This is a genomic window from Streptomyces sp. NPDC093221 (genome assembly GCF_044753885.1).
Classification (GTDB): Bacteria; Actinomycetota; Actinomycetes; order Streptomycetales; family Streptomycetaceae; genus Actinacidiphila.
In genome coordinates this window covers 1,279,687-1,304,759 of the sequence record NZ_JBIVOA010000001.1, presented here as the reverse complement: position 1 = coordinate 1,304,759, position 25,073 = coordinate 1,279,687, and the positions used below count along the sequence as shown (strand labels likewise).

The window sequence follows — 25,073 nt, the reverse complement described above, 5'->3', positions numbered from 1 at the left end:
CCGGGCTCAGCTCAGCCACGCCGTGCGGGTCGCGGGCATGCCGGGGTCGCCGTCGGGGGCGGTGCGCACCGCGAGGACCTGGTTGACCCCGATCCGGTTGCGCTCGAAGGCCAGCGCGGAGGCCGCCATGTAGAGCCGCCAGACCCGGGCCCGCCCGGCCGACGTGGCCCGCGCGGCGGCGCCCCAGGCGTCCTCCAGATTGCGCACCCAGGCGCGCAGCGTGCGCCCGTAGTGCTCGCGCAGCGCCTCGACGTCCCGCACCTCGAACCCGGCCTCCTCCAGCCGGGCCACCGTCGACCCGACCGGCGCCAGCTCCCCGTCGGGGAAGACGTACCGGTCGATGAACTCGTCGATGCGGTACGACTCCTCGTCGCGCAGCGGGCGGCGCGCGATCTGGTGGTTGAGCAGCCGCCCGCCCGGCCGCAGCAGTCCGTACAGCGCCTGCGCGTACTCGCGGTAGCGCTCGCTGCCGACGTGCTCGGCCATGCCGATGGACGAGATCGCGTCGTAGGGGCCGTCCTTGACGTCCCGGTAGTCCTGGACGCGGATGTCGATACGGTCGGTGAGCCCGGCCTCGGCGATCCGCTTGCGGGCGAAGGCGGCCTGCTCGGTGGAGAGCGTGACGCCGGTCGCGTGGACGCCGTAGTGCTCGACGGCGTGCAGCACCATCGACCCCCAGCCGCAGCCGACGTCCAGCAGCCGCATCCCCGGCCGGAGGCCCAGCTTGCGGCAGACCAGGTCGAGTTTGGCGGACTGCGCCTCCTCCAGCGTGGTCTTCTCGCCCTCCCACACCGCGCAGGAGTAGACCATCGAGGGGCCGAGGACCAGCGAGTAGAAATCGTTGCCCACGTCGTAGTGGTGGGCGATGGCCGCCTTGTCGCGCGGCCTGCTGTGGGCGATCCCGGTACGGCGGCGGACCTCCTCGGGCGGCGGCGGGGGCGGCAGCCCGGGCCCGGCCAGCGCGAGGGCCGCGCGGGCGACGCGGTAGTTCGCCGGGTCGCGCAGGACGCCCGCGGTACGGCGCACGGCGGCGGCCGTACTCTGCGCGGGCCCTTCCTCGCGCTCCCAGAACAGCCCGGACAGCAGGCCGAGCGCCTCGTAGAAGTCGCCGTCGACATCGAGGTCGCCGGAGACATAGGCGCGGGCCAGGCCCAGCTCGCCGGGCTTCCACAGCAGTCGGCGCAGCGCGCGGCGGCGCCGGATGACGAGGACGGGGGCGCCGGGCGGCCCGGCCTCGCTGCCGTCCCAGGCGCGCACGCGCAACGGGAACGGAGTCGAGAGGGCGTGGTCGGCGAGTTCGACGATTCTGTGAGCCGCGTCAGCCATGCTTCCGAGCGTACGACTGAAAGACAGTCTCCGCTGACGAATCTACGTTGCGGATACATGCATTTTTTCCGGGCCGCTCACCGGCGGCGGCGCGGGCGCCGCGCGGCGGAAGCGGAGGACGCCGCGCGGGTGCGCGGGACGGGCGGCGAGGCGCCGCCCCGACCGGACACGGCGGGGCGTCCGGCGGCTCGGGAGCAGGCCGCGCGGGCAGGTCCCGGAAACGGCGCCGGGTACGCCGAAGGGCGCCCGCACCACGGATGGCGGGCGCCCTTCGGACGGTGCAGCGGGTGCGGCGCGCGCGCCGCGGCGCGTCAGGACGCCTTGGCGGGTTCCGCCGTCTTCTCGGCGGGAGCCGGCACCGCCGCGGCCGGAACCGGAGCGGGGCGGGCGGCCTCGTAGAACTCCTCGCGCGGGTTCTCGATCGCGCCGAGCGAGACTACCTCGCGCTTGAGGAACATGCCGAGCGTCCAGTCGGCGAAGACCCGGATCTTGCGGTTCCAGGTCGGCACGGCCATGCCGTGGTAGCCACGGTGCATGTACCAGGCCAGCCGGCCCTTGACCTTGATCTTGGCCTTGCCGAAGACGATCATCGCGACGCCCTTGTGCAGGCCGAGACCGGCGACGGCGCCCTTGTTCGCGTGCTTGTACTCCTGCTGCGGGAAACCGCGCATCCCGGAGACCACGTTGTCGCCGAGCACCTTCGCCTGGCGCAGCGCGTGCTGGGCGTTCGGCGGGCACCAGGCGCCCTCGCCCGCGGCGAGGTCGGGGATCTGGGCGTTGTCGCCCGCGGCCCAGATGTAGTCGCTGCCCTGCACCTGGAGGGTGGGGGCGGTGTCCACGTGACCGCGCGGGCCCAGCGGCAGACCGAAGCGGGCGAGCGCCGGGTTGGGCTTCACACCGGCCGTCCACACGATGGTGGAGGCGTCGACCTCCAGGCCGTTGGCGAGCACCACGTGCTTGTCGACGCAGGACTTCATCGACGTGCTGAGGTAGACCTCGATGCCGCGCTCGCGCAGGTGCTCCAGGCCCCACGTGCCGAGCTGCGGGCCGACCTCGGGGAGGATCTTGTCCGCCGCGTCCACCAGGATGAAGCGCATGTCCTCGCGCTTCACGTTCGGGTAGTACTTGGCCGCGTCGCGGGCCATGTCCTCGACCTCGCCGATGGTCTCCGCACCCGCGAAGCCGCCGCCGACGAACACGAAGGTCAGCGCCTTGCGGCGGATGTCCTCGTCGGTCGTGGAGTCGGCCTTGTCGAGCTGCTCCAGGACGTGGTTGCGCAGGCCGATGGCCTCCTCCACGCCCTTCATCCCGATACCGTTCTCGGCCAGGCCGGGAATCGGGAAGGTACGGGAGACCGCGCCGAGCGCGATGATCAGGTAGTCGAACGGCAGCTCGTAGGACTCGCCCACGAGCGGCTCGACCGAGGCGACCTTGCGGTCCTGGTCGATGTCGACGACCCGGCCGGTGAGCACCTCGGCCCCGGGCAGGACGCGTCGCAGCGGGACGACGACATGCCGCGGGGAGATGCTGCCGGCGGCAGTCTCAGGAAGGAAGGGCTGGTACGTCATGTACGAGCGCGGGTCGACGACTGTGACGGTCGCCTCGCCGTACCGCATCTTCTTCATGATGCGACGCGCCGCGTACAGGCCGACGTAACCGCCGCCTACTACGAGGATCCGTGGACGCTCCGTGGTGCTCATGGCGACAAGTATTCAGCACGTCCCAGGGGGGTGCTCGTGAGCCCCTTCACAAGGTACTGGACACCCTGTGCTATCCTGCCCGGCTTCATGACCAGGGCCTATCTGACCTGCGCGGACTCCTCCGCACCGCCCGCTCCGGCCACCGCCTCTGAGCAGCGCTGATCGATCACCGCTCATCCGTCGTTCCGACGCCCGTCACACCGCCGAAACACTCTCCCGCCAAGGATTCAGGGGGTTTGACACGCGGTCACCTTGGAAAATTTGGGCCGCGGGGCGGGAACTTCATGTGAAGAGTTTCACAAAGCTTTTCCGGAGGAGGGTCCTCCGGCCGGGTCATCCGGCCCCCGTGCGGGTGAAGACGTGGGTCGTCCGGGTCCCCGGCGCGGCCTCCATCGTATGGGTCCAGTGCAGGAAGCCGGCCTCCTGAAGCTGCTGGTCGAGCCCGTCGTCGCCGTGGGAGTAGAGCCGGAATTCGGTCAGCGCGGGGAAGCACTCGCGGAGCCGTTTGAGGTAGTCCGCGACCTCGCCGACGCCGAACACCATGTCGGACCTGACCGCGAGGACGGACAGCCCCGGAAAGCGCTCCGCCAGCAGCCGCGGATCGAGCGTGGCCGGGGCGGCCCGCACCGACAGCAGCCATACCGCGCGCCGCGCTTCGGCGGGCCACAGCCCCGCCATGCGCCACGCGCTCAGGCCGCAGTCGGGACAGGCGCAGTCGTCGAACCACAGCTCCTGGACGCCCGGCGCCGTCGGCGCCGGGAACCGGTCGTGCCGGACGGAACCGTCGAGGGACAGCACCAGCAGGGCGGGGGGCAACTCGAGGCCGGACAGGCCCGGCTCGGGGTCGACCAGACGCAGTGAGCGCAGATTCCGCAGCCGCCGGACGACCGCGTAGCTGTCGGCGGCGCCGTCGACCGTGAGGTCCGTGACGCCGGTCAGCCGGTGGAGATGGGGCAGCTCGTGCGGCCCCACCGTCAGCGGCCCGAGCCAGGACAGTTCGGAGAGCACGACATGGGCGAACTCCGCCGTGTCGAAGTCGGGCCACATGCCGACCAGCCGCCGCTCGGTCTCCAGGTCGGGGACCGCGGCGAAACGGGCCAGCAGCCGCATGGCGGAGGGCCCGCCGACCAGGCGGCAGGTCTCCAGAATCGCCCGCACCACGCCGGGCGCCAACTCGGGCCGGGGGCCGGGCATCTGATCGAGCACCACCTCGCCGAGATTCGCCAGCGCCGCGGCCTGCGCCGGATTCTGCGGGGGGATCAGCTCCGCCGCCCGCCGTCTCGCCTCGTCGACGACGCGCGGGTCGATCGCGGTGCCGTCGCCGACGCAGTCCACGGCGAGAACGGTCAGCCGCAGCCGGTGGGCCTTGTCCCGACGGGCCCGTTTCAACAGGGACTTGATCAGGTGATCGCGCTCGGAGTCCCGCGCCCGCCCGGACACCATCACCACGACGTCCTGCCACTGGTCCTCGTGCGCGTGCTTGATCAGCAGGGCCAGATCGCCGTCGTTGAGCAACTGGTCCGCCGCCAGGTACTCCTGGAAGGTGCGGTGGACGAAGTCCACCGAGTCGTGCGCCGGGGCGCGCAACAGCCCCGACCGCTCCAGCAGTTGGCGGGCCACGGCGGCGGATTCCTCGGGGTACTGCGCCGAGTCCGCGAGGTACGCGGCCACCCGCCCGGTGAGCTGGGCGAAGGAGATCTCGGTCAGGTCGTTGCGGATCATCCAGTACGCGAGCCTGCGCAGCAGCATCTCCTGGACTCCGCTGCGCAGCCGCGGGCCCTCCACCGCGATGTTCCGCTGCTGGTCGCGGCGGACCAGCAGCATCTCCAGCGCCGCGTCGTACACCTTGACCCGGTCGTCGGGAAGCTGCATGTCCCGGTCCCAGTGCAGCGCGCAGAGCAGGGCGCACAGCAGCGGGTTCCCGCCGAGTCTGCGCAGCTCGCGCCGCTCGGACAGGCTGCGCACGAGAGCGTGCTCGTACGTCGTCAGGCGCGCCCGTTCCTCCGCGTCCTCGGCGGTGGACCGCATGGTGGTGTGCCAGTGCTCGATGAACTGGTTCTGGTCCGACGGACTCATCGGGGCCAGTTCGAAGGAGGCGAAGCCCATCGGGGCGAGCCAGCATTCGGTCACGGCCGCCTGCCGCGAGGTGACGACATACCGGCAGTCCGGGTATCCGCTGGTCAACTCGCGCAGCCAGTCGCGGACTTCGTCGCGGCGGCTCGCGGGCAGTTCGTCCACGCCGTCGATCAGCACCAGGCTGTGCGCGGAGTCCAGCGCGTCCCGGACGAAGCCGTCCGGCGCGACGTCGGCGAGCGTCCTGGCGGCGTAGGTCAGGAAGTCCTCGGGGGCGGGCAGCGGCCGTTCGGCGAAGTGCCGCAGCGGGAGGAAGAACGGCGTCGCGCCGTTCCACCGGCCCATCGGCTCCGGCAGATCGCCCCGAATGGCCCCCACGGCAAGCCACTTGAGCAGCGTGGTCTTGCCGGAACCGGCGTCTCCCCTGATCAGCACCCGCTTGGCGGCGTGGATCGCCTCCTGCACGCGCTGGGCGCTGCCCTCGCCCTGGACGGTGAGGCTGATGTACGACGTGCTCATCCGGTAGCGGAAGTCCGAACGGCGCAGTGTCACACCGAACAGCTCCATCGTGTCCAGCAACGTCTCCACGCACGGGTGGTACTTGGCGAGGAACGCCTGCTCGGCCGCGGTGCGTACGGCCGCGGCCGACGGCGCCGGTTCCCCGTCCGCCGCGGCCTTCGCCGTCAACGTCGCTTCCCGCTCGGCCGACTTGGCCCGCACCCACCGCTCGCGGCACTCGCGCCGGACGTCCTCCGCGCGCTCCCGGCCGCCGCCCTCGTGGAGGACGCAGGCCACCGCGATCGAGACGGCGTCGTCGACCGAGGGCAGGCTCTCGCCCTGCAACGCCCGGCCCAGCGTGGACTTCGGTACGGGGCGGCCGCGCGGTACGGCGCCGGTCAGCCGGGCCAGGACGGCCAGCGACGGGTCGCCCGCGTGGGCCCGTAATCGTGCCAGCCACACCGCGAAGTCGGCCGCCGCCGACAGGTCCTCCGACTGATCCATGCCCCGCCGTTCCGGTCTGCCCAACCCTGTCCAGCCCTGCCCGAGCCCGTCCAACCCTGTCCAACCCTGTCCAACCCTGTCCAGCATCTTCCCGCGTGCTGGAGGCGGTGTCCGGGCTCCGGCTCAACTCGTCACGTACACAGAGAAGAAGGGGAAGGACATCGTGACGGTCATCGAGACGGCGGCGGCAGCCGCGCGGACGGAATTCAGCTGAGAAAGTGTGCCGGCGCTCGCCCCGGGAGGCCCTTCGCCGGGCTTCCGCGGGGCCGCCGGGGACGTGCGGGCGGCCCCCCGGCGGACTCCCCCGGCCGGGTCGGACCAGGCCCGCAGGCGGCGCGTGAAGGGGTCGCCACAAAGGCTCTGACCTGGGCTTTCATGCCCGATGGGCCTAGCGTTCTCCCTGTCGGAAACGCCGGAGAAGACCGGAGAAGAGGGGGCTGGCGTGGAGCGGGACATCAGGTCGGTGGAGGACGTACTGAGGCTGCTGGACGGGCTGTTCGCCGGGGACGCGGACCGGTGGACGGCAGGGGCCGCCGGGTGGTGGGACGGGTTCTACGGGGACCGGGAACGCGGAGTGCCGTTCTTCGTGGACAAGCCGGACGAGAACCTGGTGTCCTGCCTGGACCGGGAGGTGGTGCGGCCGGGACGGGCGTTGGACCTGGGGTGCGGGCCGGGGCGCAACGCGGTGCTGCTGGCGCGGCGCGGCTTCGAGGTGGACGCCGTCGACCTGTCACCGGCCGCCGTGCGATGGGCGCGGGAGCGGGCGCGGGGGGCCGGGGTGGAGGGAATCCGCTTCCACGAAGGGGACGCCTTCGCGCTGAGCGAGGGCGATGACGGCGACGGCATGGGCGCGGGCACGGGCGCGTTGAGCGGGCCGTACGACCTGGTCTGCGACTCCGGCTGCTTCCACCATCTGCCGCCGCACCGCAGGATCAGCTACCTGGCACTGCTCGACCGCGTGCTCGCCCCCGGCGGCCATCTCGCGCTCACCTGCTTCGCCGCGGGGGCGATGGGCTCGGAACTGCCCGACGCGGACTTCTACCGGGACGCGCGGCTGCACGGCGGCCTCGGCTACACCCCCGAGTCGCTGCGCTGGATCTTCTCCGGCCTGACCGAGGTCGAACTGCGCCGCATGCGCGCCGAGCCGAAGGACTCCCCGCACTTCGGGGAGCCCTTCCTCTGGACGGCCCTGTTCCGCAGGGACGGCTAGGGCCTGTCCCGGCCCGCCGACTCCGCCACGGCGTACGCGATCCCGTCGAGGATGTCGTGCTCGCTGACCACGACCTCCTTCGCGCCCGTGCGCTCCATGATCCGCAGCAGCACCAGCGCGCCCGCGCCGATCACGTCCACGCGGCCCTCGTGCATCACGGGGATCGCGGCGCGCTCGGCGTGGGTGGCGGCCAGCAGCCGCGCGGTGATCTCCGCGACCTGCTCGACGGTGATACGGGAGTGGTGGATCGCGGCGGAGTCGTACGCGGCCAGGCCGAGCGCGATGCCCGCGACGGTGGTGACCGACCCGGCCAGACCCACGAGCGTACGGGCCCGGTCGAGGGGGACGGCGCGGGCCGCCTCGTCCAGGGCGGCGTCGATGTCGGCGCGGATCGCGGCCACCCGGTCGCCGGTCGGCGGGTCGACGACCGCGCCGTCCGCCACCAGGTGCCGTTCGGTCAGGCGGACGCAGCCGATGTCGACCGAGCGGGCGGCGGTGACCGTGTCGTCGCCGAGGACGAACTCGGTGGAGCCGCCGCCGATGTCGACCACCAGATACGGCGTGTCCAGGGCCTCGGCGCCGGTCAGGCCGCGGGTGGCGCCGGTGAAGGAGTAGGCGGCCTCCTGGTCGCCGCTGATCACCTCGGGCTCGACGCCGAGGAGGGAGACGACTCCGCGTACGAAGTCGTCCCGGTTCTCCGCGTCGCGGGACGCGGAGGTCGCCACGAAGCGGACGCGGTCCGCGCTGACGCCGTGCTCCGCGATCACCTCCGCGTACTCGCGGCAGGCCGCGAAGGTCCGCTCCAGCGCCTCGGGGGCCAGCCGCCCCGTGCGGTCCACGCCCTGGCCGAGCCGGACGATCCGCATCCTGCGGTCGAGGTCGGTCAGCGCGCCGGTCGCGGGGTCGACGTCGGCGACGAGCAGCCGGATCGAATTCGTCCCGCAGTCGACGGCCGCCACGCGGACGGTCGTGCCCCGCGGCCCGTCTGTCGCCGTACCGGTCGTCACGCGGACTCCTCCGTCTCGGGGGCGGTCCCGGTTCCGGTCCCGGTCGCGGTTCCGGTCCCGGTCGCGGTTACGATCTCCATCGCGGGGGCGACGCACGGGCCCTTCGCCCACCACTCGGGCAGCATGGCGATGGCCTCGTCGCCGAGCGGGTTCACGCCGGGGCCCGCGGCCAGGGAGTGGCCGACGAGCACGTGCAGGCACTTGACGCGGTCCGGCATGCCGCCCGCGCTGGGAAAGCCCTCCAGGACCTCGATGGCGTCGCGCCGCGCGATGTAGTCCTCGTGGGCCGCGCGGTAGGCCGCGGCCAGTTCCTCGTCCTCGGCGAGCCGGGCGGTCATCGTCTTCATCACGCCGTCGGCCTCCAGCGTGCCGATCGCGGACGCGGCGCGCGGACAGGTCAGGTAGTACAGCGTCGGGAAGGGCGTGCCGTCCTCCAGCCGGGGCTGGGTCTCGACCACGTCCGGGTTGCCGCAGGGGCAGCGGTGCGCGATCGCGCGCAGGCCGCGCGGCGGGCGGCCGAGCTGCGCCGTGAACGCGGCGACGTCCGCGTCGGTGGGCGGGGTGGGGGCGGTGGGCTCGGGGTGCTTCGTCATGGGCCGTTCTAGGTCGGGGGCGGTACGCGGGGAGCGAGAGGGGTCAGTGCCGGGGCGCGGCGGCGGCGTCGGCGTGGTCGAGGCTGTCCCACAGATTGTCGTACCAGGGGCGGTGTGCGGCGGCCTCGTTCGTCGTCCGGTGGTCGGCGGCGGCGTCCCCGGTCGGGGCCGGCGCCGCCACGTTGTAGCCGGTCTCGCCGGGCAGGACGAAGTGCAGGTGCTCGCGGGCCTGCGTCCGTACGTACTGCGGGTCCTGCCAGCGCGCCTTCTCCTCGCGGAGCTCCTCGACCCGCTGGCGGGCCTTCTGGGCCTCGCGGCGCTGGTCGGCGATGTCGGAGCGCTGGGCGATGTACTGCCGTGTCGGGTAGGCGAGCGCCACGACCAGGGCGCACAGCACCAGGGCGAGCAGCGCCGCGCGGCCGGTGAGCTTGTTGCGCCGCGGCGGGCGCCGCTTGGCCGCCGCCCGGTACACCCGGGCCTGCGCCTCCTGGCCGATGGCCTTCAGCCGGGCCGAGGTGGAGAACCGATCCGCCCCCACGCCGTGTCTCCCCTCGCCGTCCTCGCACGCCGTCGCGTCCACACGCTGCCGTACGGGCGCGCACGCCAGTACGTCCCCGCCCACGGTACGGGACCGGGTGCGGGGACGTACGGAGGCCGGGGCCCGGAAACGGACGGCTCAGTGCTTGAAGCGGGGGAACGCCGAGCGACCCGCGTACACGGCGGCGTCGTCCAGGATCTCCTCGATCCGCAGGAGCTGGTTGTACTTGGCGACGCGCTCGGAGCGGGCCGGGGCGCCGGTCTTGATCTGGCCGCAGTTGGTGGCGACGGCCAGGTCGGCGATGGTGACGTCCTCGGTCTCGCCGGAGCGGTGCGACATCATGCACTTGTAGCCGTTGCGCTGGGCCAGCTCGACGGCGTCCAGCGTCTCGGTGAGCGAGCCGATCTGGTTGACCTTCACCAGCAGCGCGTTCGCCGTGTCGTTGTCGATGCCCTTCTGCAGGCGCTCGGGGTTGGTGACGAACAGGTCGTCGCCGACGATCTGCACCTTGCTGCCGAGCTTCTCGGTGAGGACCTTCCAGCCCGCCCAGTCGTCCTCGAACAGCGGGTCCTCGATGGAGACCAGCGGGTAGGAGGCGACCAGGTCCTCGTAGTACTCGGTCATCTCGGCGGCCGAGCGCTCCTTGCCCTCGAACTGGTACTTGCCGTCCTTGTAGAACTCGGAGGCGGCGACGTCCAGCGCGAGCGCGATGTCCTGGCCGGGCGCGTACCCGGCCTGCTTGATGGCCTCGATGATCAGGTCGAGCGCCTCGCGGTTCGAGCCGAGATTCGGCGCGAAACCGCCCTCGTCGCCGAGGCCGGTGGACAGGCCCTTGGTCTTCAGCACGCCCTTGAGCGTGTGGTAGACCTCGGCGCCCCAGCGCAGCGCCTCGGAGAAGGACTCCGCGCCGACGGGGGCGATCATGAACTCCTGGATGTCGACGTTGGAGTCCGCGTGCGAGCCGCCGTTGAGGATGTTCATCATCGGCACGGGCAGCACATGCGCGTTCGGGCCGCCCAGGTAGCGGAAGAGCGGCAGGTCGGACGCCTCGGAGGCGGCGTGCGCCACGGCGAGCGAGACGCCGAGGATCGCGTTGGCGCCGAGCGAGGACTTGTCGGGCGTGGCGTCCAGGTCGAACATCGCCTGGTCGATCAGCCGCTGCTCGGTGGCGTCGTAGCCGACCAGCTCCGGGCCGATCTGCTCGATGACGGCGAGGACGGCCTTTTCGACGCCCTTGCCCTGGTAGCGGTTCTTGTCGCCGTCGCGGAGTTCGAGGGCCTCGAATGCGCCGGTGGAGGCGCCGGACGGGACCGCCGCGCGGCCGGTGCTGCCGTCGTCGAGGCCGACCTCGACCTCGACGGTGGGGTTGCCTCGCGAGTCGAGGATTTCCCGGGCTACGACGACGTCGATGGACGGCACGAGTGTCTCCTTCAGTCCTTCTGAGATGTCTCTGTCTTTTTCGACCTGAGCCTAACCGTCTTCGGTGTCGCGCCCGGTACCGAGCCCGGACCCTGAGACGGAAAAAGGCCCCGGCCGGGCACGCTCGGGGGAGAGTACGTGCCCGGCCGGGGATCACATCCCGTGGCCTCAGCCCAGGTGCAGGTGCTGGCCCGGGTAGATCAGGTTGGCGTCCTGCACGATGTCCTTGTTCAGGTCGAACAGGTGCTGCCAGCCGCCGGAGACGTGGTGCGCGGTGGCGATCTTGGAGAGCGAGTCGCCGGAGACGACGGTGTACTCGCCGTTGCCCTTGCCGTGGCTCTTGTGGTGGGTGACCGGCGCGGAGGTCTCGGCCGGGGCCGGGGTGCTCTGCTGCTGCGACGGCTGCGAGGAGCTGTCGGAGGAGCCGGTGTTCGAGGAGTCCGAGCTGCTGGAGCCGGAGGAGCTCGAAGAGCTGGAAGAGCTGGAAGACGACGACGAGGAGGAGGACGACGACGGCGACGAGGTGTCGACGTTCGCCGCGGAGCCGCCCGAGGTCAGGTTGCCGGCGCCGGCGCAGGCCCAGGCACCCGGGCCCTGCATGGCGAGCAGCTTCTCGGCGGTGGCGATCTGCTGGTCCTTGGTGGCCAGGTCGGCGCGCGCGGCGTACTGGGTGCCGCCCGCGGCCTCCCAGCTCGACTGCGAGAACTGGAGGCCACCGTAGTAGCCGTTGCCGGTGTTGATGGACCAGTTGCCGCCGGACTCGCACTGGGCGACGGCGTCCCACGTGGAGACGGAGGCGGCGGAGGCGGAGGTCGCTCCGAGGAGCGGTACGGCGATCGCGGTGCCGGTGACACCGGCGAGCGCGGCGATGCGGACGAGCTTGGACGTACGGCGGTGCTTAGCCATGGTTCGTGTCCTCACCGACGCCTGCGAGGTGAGCTGTCGGGTTCGGGCGTGAGTTGCCCGGCCGGATCCGCGACCGCGGATTCCGTGCTTAACCCCGAGCCGGTGCGTTCCGCAGGCTGCGTGCCGTACGAACGTGACCGGCGAAAGACCTTGGGTCCCCCGCTCCTGCCTACGGCGCTTTCGCGTCGACTGTTCCCGTCGGTCGGCGGCAGGACTCGGCGTTCCTGACCGGCGGGGCCCGCTGTGGCGAGCGATGACGACGCTAAGCACAGGCGCCGGAAAGGACAAACATCCGCGTTCCGCCCGCGCACCGCTCCCGCCCCCAGGGCGGGTTCAGAGAATCGCAGGTCACAGGGGCCGGTTTCAGCGCTCTGCGAGCGGGCGGTCACAGGGGCGGGCGAGAGGCTTGTCACACGGGCCGCGGAGGACGTCGTACGGTTCGTCCGGTTTGCCCCCGCGGCCGTGACGGACGGTCAGGAAGACGCGGAGCCCTCAGCCGAGGTCAAGTGTCAGGATCTGACCCGGTTTGATGAGGTTCGGGTCCTGGCCGATCACCTGCCGGTTGGCGTCGTAGAGACCGCTCCAGCCGCCCTGGACGTGGTGGCTGGAGGCGATACCGGCGAGCGAGTCGCCGTACGCGACGGTGTAGTCGTGGCCGCCGTCGGCGCTGTGTCCGGTGTCGCTGGCGCCGGTGGCTCCGGTGCTGCCGTCGTCCGAGCCCTTGCCGGTGTCCGTACCGCTGTCCGCGCCCGCGTCCGCGTCCGTGACGGCGGTCAGCTCCGTACGGGTCGCCTGGTCGGCCGCGGCCAGCTCGGCGTCGGTGGGCACGTACGGCTTCGCGTGGCGGCCCGTGCCGGGCGTCGCGGGCGCGTCGGCGGTGGGCGAGCCCGGAGTGGTCCGCGAGCCGTCACCGGGCGACGTGGGGGTGACGGGGGCGGTGGGCGCCGTGGGCGTCACCGGGGTGACCGTCGAGCCGTCGGCGGGCCCGGTGGGCGCGTCCGTCCCCGGCGCGGTCGGGATGATCGTCGGCAGCGACGGGTCGGTGTTCGAGCCCCCGGTGCCGCCGGAGCCGCCGGAGCCGCCGGTCGTGGCGTCGCCGGAGGGCGGGGTCGAGGCGGACGGCGCCGGGGTGGTGGGGGTGGCCGCGGGCGTGCCGCCCGCCACGGGCGGCGTCACGGCGTCCAGCAGCCCCGTACCGTCCTCGCAGCCGGGCCAGGCGTTCGGCCCGAGGTCGGCGAGCATCCGCTCGGCGACGGCGATCTGTTCCGTCCTGGACGCGAGGTCGGGGCGTGGCGCGTACGCCTGGCCGCCGTAGGCGTTCCAGGTGTCCTGGGTGATCGCCAGGCCGCCGTAGAAGCCGTTGCTCGGGTCGGCGCTCCACAGGCCGCCGGTCTCGCATATCGCGACTTTGTCCCACGTGCTGGAGTCCGCGGCGTGCGCGGCCCCCGCGCCGAGGAGCGGGAGTGCGATCCCCGCGCCGGTCGCCGCGACGGTCACCATGGCCGCCGGGGCCTGTCGCGGTCGGCGGTGCCGGCCGTTCCCGGACGAGAGCATGCGGTCGCCTTTCTCGTAAGCCTTACGCGCCGGAGCGCGGTGCGTGACGTGACGGCGGCGGGGAGCGGGCCGGAGCCCGCCGACGTTGCTGGTGCTGTTACTGCTGTTTCCGCTTCCGCTTCCGTGACGTCCGCCGCGTCTGGCGCGAGCCGTCCGCGAGAGGTGGCCGTCCGTACGCACCGTGCCCGTACGAGCGACCGCGCTTCTCGCGTTGACCGCAGAACGTAGCGGTGTTGGCCAACGGATCACAAGTCGGTGTAGCGATCATCACGTCGCGATCACGACCGTGACGCGCCGTCACTTCTGTTGTGCGGCCTCGGCGGTGAACGACACCGGCAGCGTACGCAGTCCGCGCATGATCAGTCCGCCGCGCCAGCGCAATTCGGCCGGATCCGCCGCGAGCCGCAGGTCGGGGAGGCGGGTGAGAAGGGACGCGAGCGCCGTCCTGGCCTCCAGCCGGGCCAGCGGCGCGCCCAGGCAGTAGTGGATGCCGTGGCCGTAACCGAGGTGGGGATTGTCACGCCGGGCCAGATCGACGGTATCGGGCGCGTTGAAGCGCGCGGGGTCGCGATCGGCCGCCGCGAGTACCACCAGTACGGGGTCGCCCGCCGCGATCGACTGACCGCCGAGGCTCAGGTCGCCGGTCGCGTAACGCCAGGTGGCCAGTTCCACCGGGCCGTCGTAGCGCAGCAGTTCCTCCACCGCGGTCTCCAGCAGGCCGGTCTCGCCCGCGGCCAGCGACTCCTGGAGGCGGGCGCGCTGCTCCGGGTGGCGGAGCAAGGTGTGCACCCCGTTGCCGATGAGGTTGACAGTCGTCTCAAAACCGGCGAAGAGCAGGATGAAGGCCATGGCGGCGGCCTCGTTCTCGGTCAGGTGCTCGCCGTGGTCGCTCGCCCGGATCAGACCGGAGATCAGGTCCTCGCCCGGGTCTTCTCTCTTACGGTGGATCAGCTCGACCAGATACGCGCGCATCCGCTTCACCGACCGCGCCACTCCGCCGCGCGGGCCGCCGCCGTGCCGGATCATCATCCCCGCCCAGTCCCGGAAGTCGTCCTGGTCCTGCGGCGGCACGCCCAGCAGGTCGCAGATCGCGTAGATCGGCAGCGGGAAGGCGAAGTCGTGGATGAGGTCCGCCTCGCCGCTCGCCGCGAAGCCGTCGATGAAACGGTCCGTCAGCTCCTGCACCCGCGGCCCGAACTCCGCGACCCTGCGCGGGGTGAACGCCTTCGACACCAGGCGGCGCAGCCGCGTGTGGTCCGGCGGATCGATGTTCAGCAGATGCGTCATCAGATCCGCGCTGCGCTCCCCCGGAATCCCGGTCTTCCCCTTAGCCCCCGCCGACTCCGCGTGATGCACCGGATTCTTGCTCAGCCGGCCCTCCGCCAGCGCCTCCCGCGCGTCCGCGTACCGCGTCACCAGCCACGCCTCCACCCCGCTGGGCAACGTCGTCCGCCGCACGGGCGCGTGCTCCCGCAGCCAGGCGTAGGCGGGGTAGGGGTCGGTGGCGAATTCCCACGTGAAGAGGGTGGGGCCGCCGTCGGCCGGGTCGGTGGGGGCGGGGGTGGGGCCGGTGGGCGAGTCGGTGGTGGGGTCGGTCATGCGCCGACGCTATCCGGCCCGGCCGCGTTCCCGGCTCACCGGGACCTGGCCGTTGCGGGGGCGGGGACCTGGCCGTTGCGGGGGCAGGGGCGTCAGGGGCTCTCTGACGTTGTGGACGCCAGGGCGACGCGGCTCAGGCGGTCGGACTGGCGGGTGGTTTCGGGGAGGCGGTAGGCGGGGGCGAGGGTCAGGGTGTGGGCGCAGGCGGTGGCGAGGTCGATGCCGTGGCCGGTGGAGACGTAGACGGGCTTGACGCCGGTTTGGGTGCGCAGGGCGCGGCCGACGGTTTCGCCGCCGTCGAGGAGGTCGGCGTACGCGCCGCGCTCCGGGGCGAGGGCGTCGGGGTCGTAGCGGCCGACGAACGGGGTCTTGGCGACTCCGGCGGTCGGCAGCCCGGTCAGCACGCCCAGGTGGCAGGCGAGGCCGAAGCGGCGCGGGTGGGACAGACCGTGGCCGTCGCAGAGCAGCAGGTCGGGGGTGGCCCGCAGGGTGCGCAACGCCTCGACGAGGACGGGCAGTTCGCGGAAGGCGAAGAGTCCGGGCACGTACGGGAAGGTCGTGGTCGCGGTGGCCGTGGCGCGCTCGACCACGTCGAGCGTCGCGGTGTCGATGACCACCACGGCCGCCGCGACGAGGTCCCCGGTGCCGCGTCCGTCGCCCGCGTAGGCGACGTCGAGCCCGGCGACCAGGCGGGGCGCGGCCGGTCCGGGGCCGCGGTGGTCGGCCAGCGGGCGCAGCCGGTCCTGGAGCGCCAGCGCCTCCGCCTCGTCGGCCGGCCACGCGTGCGGCACGTCGACGCGCATCGGGGCTAGCCCGCCTCGGTCGTACGGGGTGGCTCGGCGGTACGGGTCCGCTCCGCCGTACGGATCGCGTCGCGGTAGCGGCGGGCCGCGTGGCGCAGGGCGGCTTCCGGGTCGAGGCCCGCGGCCTGGGCGGCGGCGGCCTCGGCGAGGAGGTGGTCACCGAGGGCGGTCTCGTCGGTGGCGGTCTCGTCGGTGGCGGGGGTGCCGGGGGCGGGGGTGCCGTCGGCCGGGGTGTCGTCGGCCGGGAGCGGGAGGCCGGCCTCCCGGGCGCGGCCCGCGAGCTTGGCGGCCAGGGCGAGGGCGGGCGAGGCGAGGGGCACGCCGTCGGTGACCGAGTCGCGGGACTTCTCGACGCCCTTGAGGCGGATCCAGTTCGCCCGCACCTGCTCGGGGGTCTCGGCGACCTCGTCGCCGAAGATGTGCGGGTGCCGGTGGACGAGCTTGTCCACCAGTCCCCCGGCCACGTCGTCGATGCCGAACGGCTCCTCGGGGTCGCCCTCCGCGATGGCCGCGTGGAAGACGACCTGGAGCAGGACGTCGCCCAGCTCCTCGCGCACCGCCGCGCGGTCCCCCTCCTCGATCGCCTCGACCAGCTCGTACATCTCCTCGATGCCGTACTTCGCCAGGTCCTCGTGCGTCCGCAGGCTGCTCCACGGGCACTCGGCCCTGATCCGGTCCATCACCTGGACGAGGTCGAGCAGCCGGGCGCCGGGCAGGTCGTACGAGCCGGGCAGCAGCTCCAGGTCGGGCATGGCGACCCGTCCCGAGCCGCCGAGCCTGGCCAGTTCGTCGGTGACGGCCGGGTCGCCCGCGCCGCCGCCGGGCGGCAGATAGACGACCGTACGGCCGCCCGCCGTCGCGTCCACCAGCTCGCGCCCGCCGGGCGTCGCCAGCTCGACCCGTACCCCCGCCTCGCGCAGATACGGGAGCTGCGGATGCTCGGGGTCGGCGCAGACCACGAGGTCGGCCTCGCGCAGCGTCTGCCAGGCGGGCCAGGAGAGCTGTCCCGGCGCGACCCGGTGGCTGGTCGTGAGCAGCACCAGCCGCCCGGGCGCGTTCGCGTCGTCTACGTCGTTCACCCCTCGAACGTACCCCGGACCACCGACATGCCCTGCGGGCGGCCGCTGCACGGACCGCGCGGCCGGGTCCGCTTACGCGCTCGGGTCCGCCGGGGTCGCCGTCTTGGTCACGACCCACGGCTCGTTGGTGGCGCCGACGATGGCCTTCTTGGCGTCCCAGGTGCCGTAGCGCGGGTTGACGTCCACGCCGAGCGACTTCGCGGTCTTGGAGATGACGGCGATGGCCGCCGCGTTCCCGGTGTCGCTGCCGGGCTGGAAGCCGAGGCTCTGGATCAGCTTGCCGACGGCGATGTTGGTCCGCAGGAAGGTGTCGATGCCGGACGGCACGATGTCGTACTGCTGGAGCAGCGCCGCCTCGAACTGGCTCTCGTCGCCGCCGAACTGCTGCAACGCCTGCGCGTGCGACTGCTGCACCTCGGCGGTGCTGACCGAGAGCCCGGCGTCGGACACGGCCTTGTCGATCACCTTGTTCTGCACCAGCATGCTCAGCGTCTGCTGCGGCAGCTTGCCGCTCTGCCCGATGAGCTGCGCCGCCTGCGGCGACTTGCTCTGCGCGTCGCGCACCTGGTCGACCTCGTGCTGGAGCGTGGCGATCGAGATCTTCTGGTCCCCGACCACCGCCGCGGCCCCCGGGTGCGCGGGTCCCGAACCGCACGCGGTGAGGGCGGGCGATGCCGCCAGCAGCGCGGCTGCGGCGATCGAGACGGCGGTGCGGCGGCGGACCATGGTGCCTCCCGGCATGGGAACGACCTAGCGGTACTGAAGCGATGATCGAGTACGAGGATATGGACCGGGGCCCGCCGATTTCCAGCACTCGGCGCAAACGGCTCTCCTCGCGGGGGAGAGTACGCCTCGCGGCCGGGCCGCCGCGCACCCGGTGGGCCCTGGCGCCTTTGTCCCCGCCACCCTCACCGCCCCGCCGTCAGACGACGGCGACCGGGCCGTCCCAGGCGTCGCGGTCCACGGTCAGCGTGACGCCGCCGTAGGTCTCCTTGGAGTTGACCAGGAACTGGTGTCCGCGCCGGTGCCCGGTCCACAGATTCGCGGCGAACGGGAAGCCGGAGGTGGTGCTGTTGACGCCGTCGTACTTGGCGTACCAGAAGGCGTCCGGCATGTCGTCCATGGTCGCCTTGGCCGCCGCCACGGCAGCGGCGCTGGACGAGCTGAAGCCGTAGAAGCCCGCCAGGTAACCGCCGGTGTGCAGCGCCCGGTTCCACGCCTGGACGTAAGTGAGGACGGCGTTGTTGCACGAGGTGTCGGAGACGGCGTACGGCTCCATGTCGAGGTAGAGCGCGCTGGCCGGGCGCATACCGAGGGCCGCGGCCTTCGTCACCGCGTCGGCGCCGTCGCGCGCGCCGAGCGTGGCCGCGTTGGCCGCCGTGAGCCGTTCGGGGCTGTTGCCGGTCTGGCAGGGCGGCTGCGCGCCGACGTAGATCGGGATGAGCTTCCAGCCCGCCGCGCTGACGGTCGTCACCCACGAGGACGTCAACTGGGGTTGTGCGCAGCCGCGGTTGGCGCCGCCGATGTAGACCGCGGCGGCGCCGTAGGGCGAACCGCTCTTCCAGGACGCCATCTTGCTCGCGCTGGGCGCGGTGCAGGTGTCGAAGGCGAGGCCGGTGAAGGTGCGGACGAAGCCGCTGAACGGCGCGGCCGGACGGCGGGTCTGGCGGGGTACGGACGGCAGGGAGCCGGGGACCGAGGCGACCGGGTTGCCGGGCTTGGCCGTCTGGGCGGCGGCCGGGGCGTGCGACGCGGAGGGGCTGCCGCTCGGGGTGCCGGCCGGGGAGCCCTTCGGGGCCGCGTTCTTGGCGCCGTTCGGTGCGTTGAGGGTGCTCGTCGCGCCCTGCGGGGCGTTCGCGTCGGCGGACCGGTTGGCGGCCTGGCCGGCCGCCGCCGACCCGCCCGTTCCACCGCCGGACGTGGCGCCCACGGCGAGTGCGCCGCCGCCCCCGACGACGATCACTGCGGCGACTGTCGCGATGACGCGGTACCGCATCGGCTTGGGCAGGCGACGGCTGTTCGACACGGGGTCCTCTGGGGGCTCGGGCGGCGCGATCCACCAGAGGCGATCGGAGTGATCGCGGTGCGCGCGGCCAGCAAAGTATGGCGGGGCCGCGCGCCGTTGACAATCACACCGCGGCCCCCCGGCGTCACCCTCCGCACTGCGCGAGCATCGTGTCCTTGTCCGCGCTGGTCACCGGCAGTTGGTACTTGATCGAGACCTGTGCGACCCGGACCGCGTACGAGCACCGGATCTGCTTGTTCGGCGGCAGCCAGGACGCCGGTCCCGAGTCGCTCTTCGAGCCGTTGGACGGGCCGTCGACCGGGATGAGGTTGAGCGGGTCGTTGGCGATCGACTCCCGCTTGTCCTTGCTCCAGTGCGCCGCGCCCATCTGCCAGTCGTACGACAGGGGCATCACGTGGTCGATCTGGACGGTGGTGGCCTTGGTCTTGGTCCACTTGATGACCCGGCCGGTGTACGGGTCGTTGAGCGTCATCGTCGCGATCACGCACTTGGACGTGCCCTTGTAGTGGATGTCGTCGCCGTCCCGCTTCAGCAGGTCGTTACGCGTGTCGCAGCCGTTGTGCGCGAAGGGGACGGAGGGCGCGGAGTCCATCCACGCGGCGCCGAACTGCGCCCGCGAGTAACCCGTCTTGGGGCCGCGGCCCTTGGTCTTCACCTTGGCGATCAGGTCGCGCGCCTTCTTCTTGTCGGCGTCCGAGGTGATCGCGGCCAGACCGGCCTTCGTCCCGTCCGGGTTGTCCAGCGGGCTCACCGCCCGCCCGTTGCCGGCCGCGGGGCCCGCCGCACCCGACGGGTTCGCGCTGCCCGTCGGGTCGGCGCCGAGTGTCGTGTCCTTGCACCCCGCCACGCCGATCACCGCGAGCAGGGTCGCGGCGCAGGCGAGGCGCCGGGATATCCGTCTGTCCATGTACGCACCTCGGAGGTCGTCGTCCGGGGACGCAACGGCACCGCCCCCCCTGCCCCTACACAATCACGCCTGCCCCGGCGTGCCCCACTTACGTCGTCCTCATCTCCCCATCTCCCCAGGCCGCCCGCCGAATTGACCGGCCGCCAGGGCCAGCCAGCGCCGCCCCGCCTCCCGTGACCTCTCGCGGATCGCGCCGTCCGCCGCCCCTGACGTCAGGTCGGCGATGTCCTGCCGCTGTGTCTCGTCCTCCCCGGTCAGCAGATCGGCGCCGCAGCGCCGCCCGAGCCGGAACGCCATGTCGCGCAGGACCGACGAGCACCCGAGGACCGGCTCCGCGCCCATGGCCGTGTGCAGCGCCACCGCCCCCTGATACGCGAACGCCCGCGCCCCCGACGCCCCGTCACCCTCGACCAGTTCCCGCATCCCCTCGATGCGCCCGCGCCCCTCCGTCAGCGTCCCGGGCGTCCACAGCGCCTCCAACTCCGCTGCGTACGCCTCCAGATCCGCCGTACGCCCGTCCCCGGCCACCACCCAGAACAAGATCGCCGCCGCCCGCTCGGCACAGGCCGCCCCGAACACCGCCGCCTGCTCCCGCGTCGCGCTCCGCGCGAACTCCCCCGTCACCGCCTCCGCCCCCCGACCTTCACTCGATAGATTCCCGCCGTGGGTACGGGACTTCACCCCAGATCGCGCGGCGGGTCGTACTCCTCGTCATGGCCGACGTAGAGACGCGTCGGAGGAATGGAGACCATACACACGTCTCCCGCTCGCAGCTCCGATGCCGCCGGGACGACCACTTCACTGGCGACCGTCTCCGTCAGCCCTGTTCGACCCATGTGTACCGCTCCCACACCGTCTGTCGGTCACTGGCCTCCAGGAGGACCTCGGGGCCCGTCGCGGGAGGTAGGAGACAGCCCTTCGGCCAGGTGATCTCCTCCCCTGCGACAGTGATCACCGTGTCTGCGGAGTCGTCGGACGTCTGAAGGTTGTAGAACGTCCGGTCCCGGAACAACGTGACCGTGGAGAACTCCGGCTCCACGGTCACGATGACGCAGTCGTCCTCACCGTCGTCCAACGTCAGACCCATCGACGTGCCCGGCGGAACCGCGCCGACTACCGTCGCGAGGTCCGACAGAGGGACCTTCGAGTTCCGGTAGGACGGGTCCCACGTCTCCACGGTCACGACGCCACGTGTCAATTGCGCCGCGAAGCCGCGGAGTACAGCGGCAAGTTGCTCGCTGTACGCGTCGCAGGATGCCTCAAGTCGCTCGCGTACGGCGGACGTCAGGAGATCCGCACCGGCCGGGGCGGCGAGAACGGCGTCGTGACACTCGGCCTCGACGGCGAGGTTCCGGGTGCCGAAATACCCCAGCCCGTAAACGCGCAGGGACTCGTCGACATCAGCGAGCCAGCGCTCGCGGGTCTCTTGACCGGCGACCTCGGTGAGCGAGCCGGCCATGTAGTCGTCAAGGTAGACGGCCGTCGCGCGGGCGACGTCGATGATCCGCTCGGTGTCGGCCTCGCTCATCTCGCCGAGAGCGTCCGCGAGCATCAACCAGCCGTTGAGAGCTTCCAGTTGGAAGCTCTCCGCGAACTCCGGCTCGATCTCCGACTCGAACAGCGGGGCGGCGGTCAACGCGGCGACCGCCCGGGCGAACTCCGCACCGCTCCCGCCGTCCGCCACGTCCGCCCCGGCCCGGAGCAGTTCCCCGAGCGCCGCCGGGTCCACTCCCCACTCCTCGGGCATCGCCATACCGACCAACGGCCCCCGCAGTCGCCGCAGGGCGAAATACGCCGCCTGGCAGCGCTGCCCGCGCCCCATGGCCGCGAACTGCGCCGACAGCCCTTCGTTACTCAACCCGTCCGACCGACTCACCGTTCCGCCCACCTACCCGGTCCTCCCGGCACCGACGAAGAATTCCGTCCTTGAGCGCTCGTCACACGATCACCATCTGACATCGAACCCTGGGTACCGAGCCGCCCAGTCCTTGGCAACCCGCTTGACGGTCGCCGCATCCACCGCGCTCACGGGTTCACCTCCACTGTCACGTTCACACCTCGCGGTTGATGCAACCTGTGAAATCCCCCAGGACCGCAAGCAGGCAACGGAGTCGCGCTAGTGCTCTGACCGCTTAGAATTCGTCACACGATCTTGGCGAGTGCGGTCAGGTCGTAGTGTCCGTCGGCTTCATGCTTGCCTCGGTGCTCTACCAGGACTTCGGACCCGCCCGGTAGGGCTGCTCTCGCTGGCGGCCCGATCGTCTCTGGGTGATGCGCCGCGTGCTTCCGGTACGGTTCGCGGCATGACCGGCGTGTTCGACGTGGCCCAGGCTCTCTACGGCGGAGTCACCGACCAGGGGCGGGCGTGGGCCTTTGTCCGCGGCTTCGCCGCTGCTTGGGACGCACCGTTGACCGAGGATGACGGCACGCCGGCAGCGGAACTGGCGCAAGCCGAGGCGACGCTCGGCTGCTCCCTGCCGGCCGCGCTGCGCGAGGTCTACACGCTCCTGGGTACGCGGTCCGGCCTGATCGCCAACCAGGATCCGCTGCTGCCGCCCGCCGAGATGTTCGTGCATGACGAGTGCGGCGGTGTCCTCGTCTTCCGTAGCGAAAACCAGGGCTGCGCCTTCTGGGGCGTGCGCCTGCGCGACCTTGAGCAAGACGATCCGCCGGTGTTCGTCCAGGCGCGGCACGGCTGGGTGCCGTTCTTGGACCGGGTGTCTCTGGCCTGCGTCGAGCTCGTACTGAGCGAGGCACTGTTCGGCAGCGGAGGTCGGCTGTACAACGCGTGCGAGCTGCCGGCGGACCTGCTTGGGACGGTGCCTGACCGCTTCCAGCGGGTCGCGCTGCCCGATTATCCGATGTGGACAGGGCCGGAGGACTTTCCAGTGCGTTGGTTCTCCGCCCCGGGAAAGCTGCTGCGCCAGGATGGCTTGGGCACCCACAGTTGGCTGCACGTCCGGGGCCGGACCATGGCCGACCTGGAGGCGATCTGCGAGACCGTCCCCGGCCGGTGGGCCCTGGGATACGCCGAGCCGCTGGACGCCGAGCCGCTGCCCTTCTGAAGCGTCATGATGCGGGTCTGTTAGGACGTCTCCAGCAGATGGGGCTGCGGGCCAGAGATTCGAAGGCGTCGTGAAGTTCGGTGCGGCGTTCCCACCGAACAGCAAGTCCTTTGAAGTGGTGGAGCAGGGCAAAGGTCTTCTCCACGACGCGGTCCGACCCAGTGGGATAATTGAGATTAAATTAGCCGCCAGGAAACCAGGACGGAACAAGGGATATCAGCTCTTGGTCCGTGGTACCACCTTCGGTCCAGCTCAGCAATTCAAGCTTCATTTTTACTGACCAGCCATACTCTTTGCCGAGAGCGGATGCCGCGTTAATCTTCCTTCCGCCATTTTCCCCGAACGCCCGAAGAAAGGCAGCGATGTCGATAATCGATGCCCCTTCCCGCTGCATGCGGCCTGCCTCTGCGACCCAGTCATCGATCAACACCCTTGCACCCCTTAGGTCTCGTAAAGATTGGCTCGACCGTGGAGTGTGCCCCTGGCTCGCCAAACACGTTCAAGAGACCGTAGCGCACCGAAGCCGCTTCTCGTAGCCAATTTCCCCGGTCATGCGTGAAGATTGCCTCTTCCGCTGGCATGCCTTGACCCGTGAGCACATGAAAGTGGCCCGATTATCCTCGATAAGGTTGCCACTGATAAAAAGGACTCGATCACCAGAGTAGCGAAGCGCCCCGCGAATAGGTATAAGGGCCAAGCGTCTCTGGTCAGCGTGCGTTTTGCGTTCCGCTGACGTCCGTGGTTTGCGGGAAAACCGTGGTTGTTGCCTTCACTACTGCCATCATACGATTCAGCCCAGGTACGGCCTCTCGCGCACGCAGAGTTGAGAGATTATCGTGGCGTCCGACTTGCCGACAGAGCCCATACATCAGAGCTTGCGGATCACCACGACTCATCGCCCGTCAGGACGATGACCACCTCATCAGGCTCATCGGTTCCGTCTCCGTAGACGTCGACCCGATTTTCTACATTCGGAACGGAAATCAGCAGTCTCACCGATTCATTAGGATCCGAAATTTCGAGGGACGCCTTGGGGAGAGTCAGATTCCCTGAGTACACAAGAACCTTTCCACTCGACTGGTAAGGCCCCTGCATACATTGGACTGACACCGGACCGCTGGCGGCTTGCTGCACCGCGATGAACAAGGAGTCCGGACCGCCGTGCACCACATCAGCAGCCGCGTCCCAGCCTGCGTGGTTGTCAACACTCCCAGGCGCGGCAGCGACAACCAAACCGTGCGCGAATCTTGTCGTGCACGAGGCGAAAAGCATCATTGAATCCACCCACTGTCTCGGCTTCCACACCGGGAAGTCGTAATACTCCTTGATCAGCGTTCGCACGATTCCACCCTGCTGTTTGGAACATGCCTTGCAGTGCGGATAGAGAGTCCACGGACCATTCGGGGAGAGCTTGTTCGGCGGGTTGTGGTCGCCAGTCCAGTGCCCATCCTTGTAGCCATACTTTTCGGCACCGCAAGCCGCGCAACCGTTCCGATCCCCGAATTCATTGATCATCCGCTGCTCGTGAGCGAGAACAGTGTCTCCACGCTCAGCAGTAACCCCCTCCGCTTTCTGCCCCTTCAAGTTGGGCCCGAGAGTCAAATTGCAGAGATCGCCTTCATTTACATTATGAACGAGGACCGGCGTCTCGCCCGCCAGCACATAGTACGTGTGCTAAGCGAGCCCCTCGACCTGCTTTTTCGCAGGTCAGGCATGGTTTGCTGGTCCGGTGATGTGCGTGGGTGTCCGTGGTTGTGCAGGGTTGTTGCCGTCAGCTACTGCCGTCAGCCGGTTCAGCCCAGGTAGGGGCTTTCACGGTGTTCCAGGAAGTGCTGGAGCCGGAGCCTCTGGGTGTGGTGCATCGGCAGTTGCTCGATCTCTTCGGGCGGCATGAACCGGAGTTCGGTGGATTCGTCGGAGATTGCCAGTTGGCCGCCGGTGATGCGGGCGGTGAAGCAGACGTTGAACTGGCGGCGGACCTCGCCGTCGGTGTAGGCGATGACGTGTTTCGGGTCGGTGTAGGTGCCGACCAGGCCGGTGATCTCAACGTCGAGGCCGGTTTCTTCCTTGACTTCGCGGACGGCTGTGCCGAGCAGGGAGTCCGTGAGGTCCATGCCGCCTCCGGGCAGTGCCCATAGGTCGTTGTCGCGTCGGCGCTGGAGGAGGATGCGGCCGTGGTCGTCGGTGACGACGGCGGAGGCGGCGACGACCATGCTGTTCGGCTTGGGGGCGGTGGGGTCGTCGTAGTACTCGGTGCGGGCCACGG

General features: G+C 71.0%; 22 protein-coding genes and 1 riboswitch. Of the genes, 2 read left to right on the top strand and 20 right to left on the bottom strand.

What is annotated here, in order from left to right:
• Positions 1-6: 6 nt before the first annotated feature.
• The 3 genes from ACIQCJ_RS05825 to ACIQCJ_RS05815 form a co-directional block, all read right to left on the bottom strand.
• The gene (locus ACIQCJ_RS05825) at positions 7-1,326 is read right to left on the bottom strand and encodes a cyclopropane-fatty-acyl-phospholipid synthase family protein (protein WP_355346932.1); all 1,320 of its coding nucleotides are present in this window, start codon (positions 1,324-1,326) and stop codon (positions 7-9) included.
• A 311-nt stretch (positions 1,327-1,637) separates the two neighbouring features.
• A complete protein-coding gene (locus ACIQCJ_RS05820) occupies positions 1,638-3,026 on the bottom strand; it encodes an NAD(P)/FAD-dependent oxidoreductase (protein ID WP_355346929.1) in 1,389 nt (462 codons plus the stop codon).
• A gap of 333 nt (positions 3,027-3,359) precedes the next feature.
• Complete coding sequence (locus tag ACIQCJ_RS05815) at positions 3,360-6,101, bottom strand: NACHT domain-containing protein (RefSeq protein ID WP_402710796.1); 2,742 nt, start codon at positions 6,099-6,101, stop codon at positions 3,360-3,362.
• A gap of 442 nt (positions 6,102-6,543) precedes the next feature.
• On the opposite strand from ACIQCJ_RS05815, the gene ACIQCJ_RS05810 reads away from it, so the two are divergent.
• A complete protein-coding gene (locus ACIQCJ_RS05810; protein WP_402710795.1) occupies positions 6,544-7,311 on the top strand; it encodes a class I SAM-dependent methyltransferase in 768 nt (255 codons plus the stop codon).
• Here the strand turns inward: ACIQCJ_RS05810 and ACIQCJ_RS05805 are convergent.
• The 14 genes from ACIQCJ_RS05805 to ACIQCJ_RS05740 form a co-directional block, all read right to left on the bottom strand.
• Positions 7,308-8,318 (bottom strand): exopolyphosphatase, encoded by a 1,011-nt coding sequence (locus ACIQCJ_RS05805; RefSeq protein ID WP_401716111.1) that lies wholly within the window; start codon positions 8,316-8,318, stop codon positions 7,308-7,310. The genes ACIQCJ_RS05810 and ACIQCJ_RS05805 overlap by 4 nt on opposite strands.
• Positions 8,315-8,911 carry a DUF501 domain-containing protein gene (locus tag ACIQCJ_RS05800; protein ID WP_401310244.1) on the bottom strand — a complete coding sequence of 199 codons (597 nt, stop codon included), beginning with the start codon at positions 8,909-8,911 and terminating at the stop codon, positions 8,315-8,317. Before ACIQCJ_RS05800 ends, ACIQCJ_RS05805 begins: the two co-directional genes overlap by 4 nt.
• Positions 8,912-8,954: 43 nt before the next feature.
• Positions 8,955-9,449: a septum formation initiator family protein gene (locus tag ACIQCJ_RS05795; protein WP_355346914.1), complete on the bottom strand. Its 495-nt coding sequence runs from the start codon at positions 9,447-9,449 to the stop codon at positions 8,955-8,957.
• Positions 9,450-9,587: 138 nt separating this feature from the next.
• Positions 9,588-10,868, bottom strand: a complete 1,281-nt coding sequence (gene eno, locus ACIQCJ_RS05790) for a phosphopyruvate hydratase (protein WP_355346911.1) — start codon at positions 10,866-10,868, stop codon at positions 9,588-9,590.
• Positions 10,869-11,036: 168 nt separating this feature from the next.
• On the bottom strand, positions 11,037-11,774 hold the full coding sequence (locus tag ACIQCJ_RS05785) for a transglycosylase family protein (RefSeq protein ID WP_402710794.1): 738 nt from the start codon (positions 11,772-11,774) through the stop codon (positions 11,037-11,039).
• A 3-nt stretch (positions 11,775-11,777) separates the two neighbouring features.
• A riboswitch (cyclic di-AMP (ydaO/yuaA leader) is annotated at positions 11,778-11,961 on the bottom strand.
• A gap of 305 nt (positions 11,962-12,266) precedes the next feature.
• Positions 12,267-13,328: a transglycosylase family protein gene (locus ACIQCJ_RS05780; protein ID WP_402710793.1), complete on the bottom strand. Its 1,062-nt coding sequence runs from the start codon at positions 13,326-13,328 to the stop codon at positions 12,267-12,269.
• Positions 13,329-13,625: 297 nt separating this feature from the next.
• Positions 13,626-14,927 carry a cytochrome P450 gene (locus ACIQCJ_RS05775; RefSeq protein ID WP_402710792.1) on the bottom strand — a complete coding sequence of 434 codons (1,302 nt, stop codon included), beginning with the start codon at positions 14,925-14,927 and terminating at the stop codon, positions 13,626-13,628.
• 92 nt (positions 14,928-15,019) lie between these two features.
• Positions 15,020-15,730: an endonuclease V gene (locus tag ACIQCJ_RS05770; protein ID WP_401310254.1), complete on the bottom strand. Its 711-nt coding sequence runs from the start codon at positions 15,728-15,730 to the stop codon at positions 15,020-15,022.
• A 5-nt stretch (positions 15,731-15,735) separates the two neighbouring features.
• Positions 15,736-16,809, bottom strand: coding sequence for a nucleoside triphosphate pyrophosphohydrolase (locus tag ACIQCJ_RS05765; RefSeq protein WP_402710791.1), 1,074 nt, complete (start codon positions 16,807-16,809; stop codon positions 15,736-15,738).
• A 72-nt stretch (positions 16,810-16,881) separates the two neighbouring features.
• Positions 16,882-17,550 (bottom strand): SurA N-terminal domain-containing protein, encoded by a 669-nt coding sequence (locus tag ACIQCJ_RS05760; RefSeq protein WP_355346893.1) that lies wholly within the window; start codon positions 17,548-17,550, stop codon positions 16,882-16,884.
• A 181-nt stretch (positions 17,551-17,731) separates the two neighbouring features.
• Positions 17,732-18,493 carry a glycoside hydrolase domain-containing protein gene (locus ACIQCJ_RS05755; protein WP_401310687.1) on the bottom strand — a complete coding sequence of 254 codons (762 nt, stop codon included), beginning with the start codon at positions 18,491-18,493 and terminating at the stop codon, positions 17,732-17,734.
• 466 nt (positions 18,494-18,959) lie between these two features.
• Positions 18,960-19,742, bottom strand: coding sequence for an HNH endonuclease family protein (locus ACIQCJ_RS05750; RefSeq protein ID WP_402710790.1), 783 nt, complete (start codon positions 19,740-19,742; stop codon positions 18,960-18,962).
• Positions 19,743-19,841: 99 nt separating this feature from the next.
• Entirely contained in the window at positions 19,842-20,366 is a 525-nt protein-coding gene (locus tag ACIQCJ_RS05745) for a hypothetical protein (RefSeq protein ID WP_402710789.1), read from the bottom strand.
• A gap of 193 nt (positions 20,367-20,559) precedes the next feature.
• Positions 20,560-21,495 carry a hypothetical protein gene (locus ACIQCJ_RS05740; RefSeq protein ID WP_402710788.1) on the bottom strand — a complete coding sequence of 312 codons (936 nt, stop codon included), beginning with the start codon at positions 21,493-21,495 and terminating at the stop codon, positions 20,560-20,562.
• Between the two features lie 550 nt (positions 21,496-22,045).
• On the opposite strand from ACIQCJ_RS05740, the gene ACIQCJ_RS05735 reads away from it, so the two are divergent.
• Positions 22,046-22,807 (top strand): SMI1/KNR4 family protein, encoded by a 762-nt coding sequence (locus ACIQCJ_RS05735; RefSeq protein WP_402710787.1) that lies wholly within the window; start codon positions 22,046-22,048, stop codon positions 22,805-22,807.
• A gap of 181 nt (positions 22,808-22,988) precedes the next feature.
• Here ACIQCJ_RS05735 and ACIQCJ_RS05730 read toward each other — a convergent pair whose 3' ends face one another.
• The 3 genes from ACIQCJ_RS05730 to ACIQCJ_RS05720 form a co-directional block, all read right to left on the bottom strand.
• A complete protein-coding gene (locus tag ACIQCJ_RS05730; RefSeq protein WP_402710786.1) occupies positions 22,989-23,237 on the bottom strand; it encodes a hypothetical protein in 249 nt (82 codons plus the stop codon).
• Positions 23,238-23,689: 452 nt separating this feature from the next.
• Positions 23,690-24,469, bottom strand: coding sequence for a hypothetical protein (locus ACIQCJ_RS05725; RefSeq protein ID WP_402710785.1), 780 nt, complete (start codon positions 24,467-24,469; stop codon positions 23,690-23,692).
• A gap of 131 nt (positions 24,470-24,600) precedes the next feature.
• Positions 24,601-25,071 carry an NUDIX domain-containing protein gene (locus ACIQCJ_RS05720; protein WP_401310275.1) on the bottom strand — a complete coding sequence of 157 codons (471 nt, stop codon included), beginning with the start codon at positions 25,069-25,071 and terminating at the stop codon, positions 24,601-24,603.
• Positions 25,072-25,073 lie beyond the last annotated feature (2 nt).

Coding starts and splice junctions, on each gene's coding strand:
- ACIQCJ_RS05825 (WP_355346932.1), bottom strand. CDS start 1,326: ATGGCTGACGCGGCTCACAGAATCGTCGAACTCGCCGACCACGCCCTC.
- ACIQCJ_RS05820 (WP_355346929.1), bottom strand. CDS start 3,026: ATGAGCACCACGGAGCGTCCACGGATCCTCGTAGTAGGCGGCGGTTAC.
- ACIQCJ_RS05815 (WP_402710796.1), bottom strand. CDS start 6,101: ATGGATCAGTCGGAGGACCTGTCGGCGGCGGCCGACTTCGCGGTGTGG.
- ACIQCJ_RS05800 (WP_401310244.1), bottom strand. CDS start 8,911: ATGACGAAGCACCCCGAGCCCACCGCCCCCACCCCGCCCACCGACGCG.
- ACIQCJ_RS05785 (WP_402710794.1), bottom strand. CDS start 11,774: ATGGCTAAGCACCGCCGTACGTCCAAGCTCGTCCGCATCGCCGCGCTC.
- ACIQCJ_RS05780 (WP_402710793.1), bottom strand. CDS start 13,328: ATGCTCTCGTCCGGGAACGGCCGGCACCGCCGACCGCGACAGGCCCCG.
- ACIQCJ_RS05775 (WP_402710792.1), bottom strand. CDS start 14,927: ATGACCGACCCCACCACCGACTCGCCCACCGGCCCCACCCCCGCCCCC.
- ACIQCJ_RS05770 (WP_401310254.1), bottom strand. CDS start 15,730: ATGCGCGTCGACGTGCCGCACGCGTGGCCGGCCGACGAGGCGGAGGCG.
- ACIQCJ_RS05760 (WP_355346893.1), bottom strand. CDS start 17,550: ATGCCGGGAGGCACCATGGTCCGCCGCCGCACCGCCGTCTCGATCGCC.
- ACIQCJ_RS05750 (WP_402710790.1), bottom strand. CDS start 19,742: ATGGACAGACGGATATCCCGGCGCCTCGCCTGCGCCGCGACCCTGCTC.
- ACIQCJ_RS05740 (WP_402710788.1), bottom strand. CDS start 21,495: ATGGCGATGCCCGAGGAGTGGGGAGTGGACCCGGCGGCGCTCGGGGAA.
- ACIQCJ_RS05735 (WP_402710787.1), top strand. CDS start 22,046: ATGACCGGCGTGTTCGACGTGGCCCAGGCTCTCTACGGCGGAGTCACC.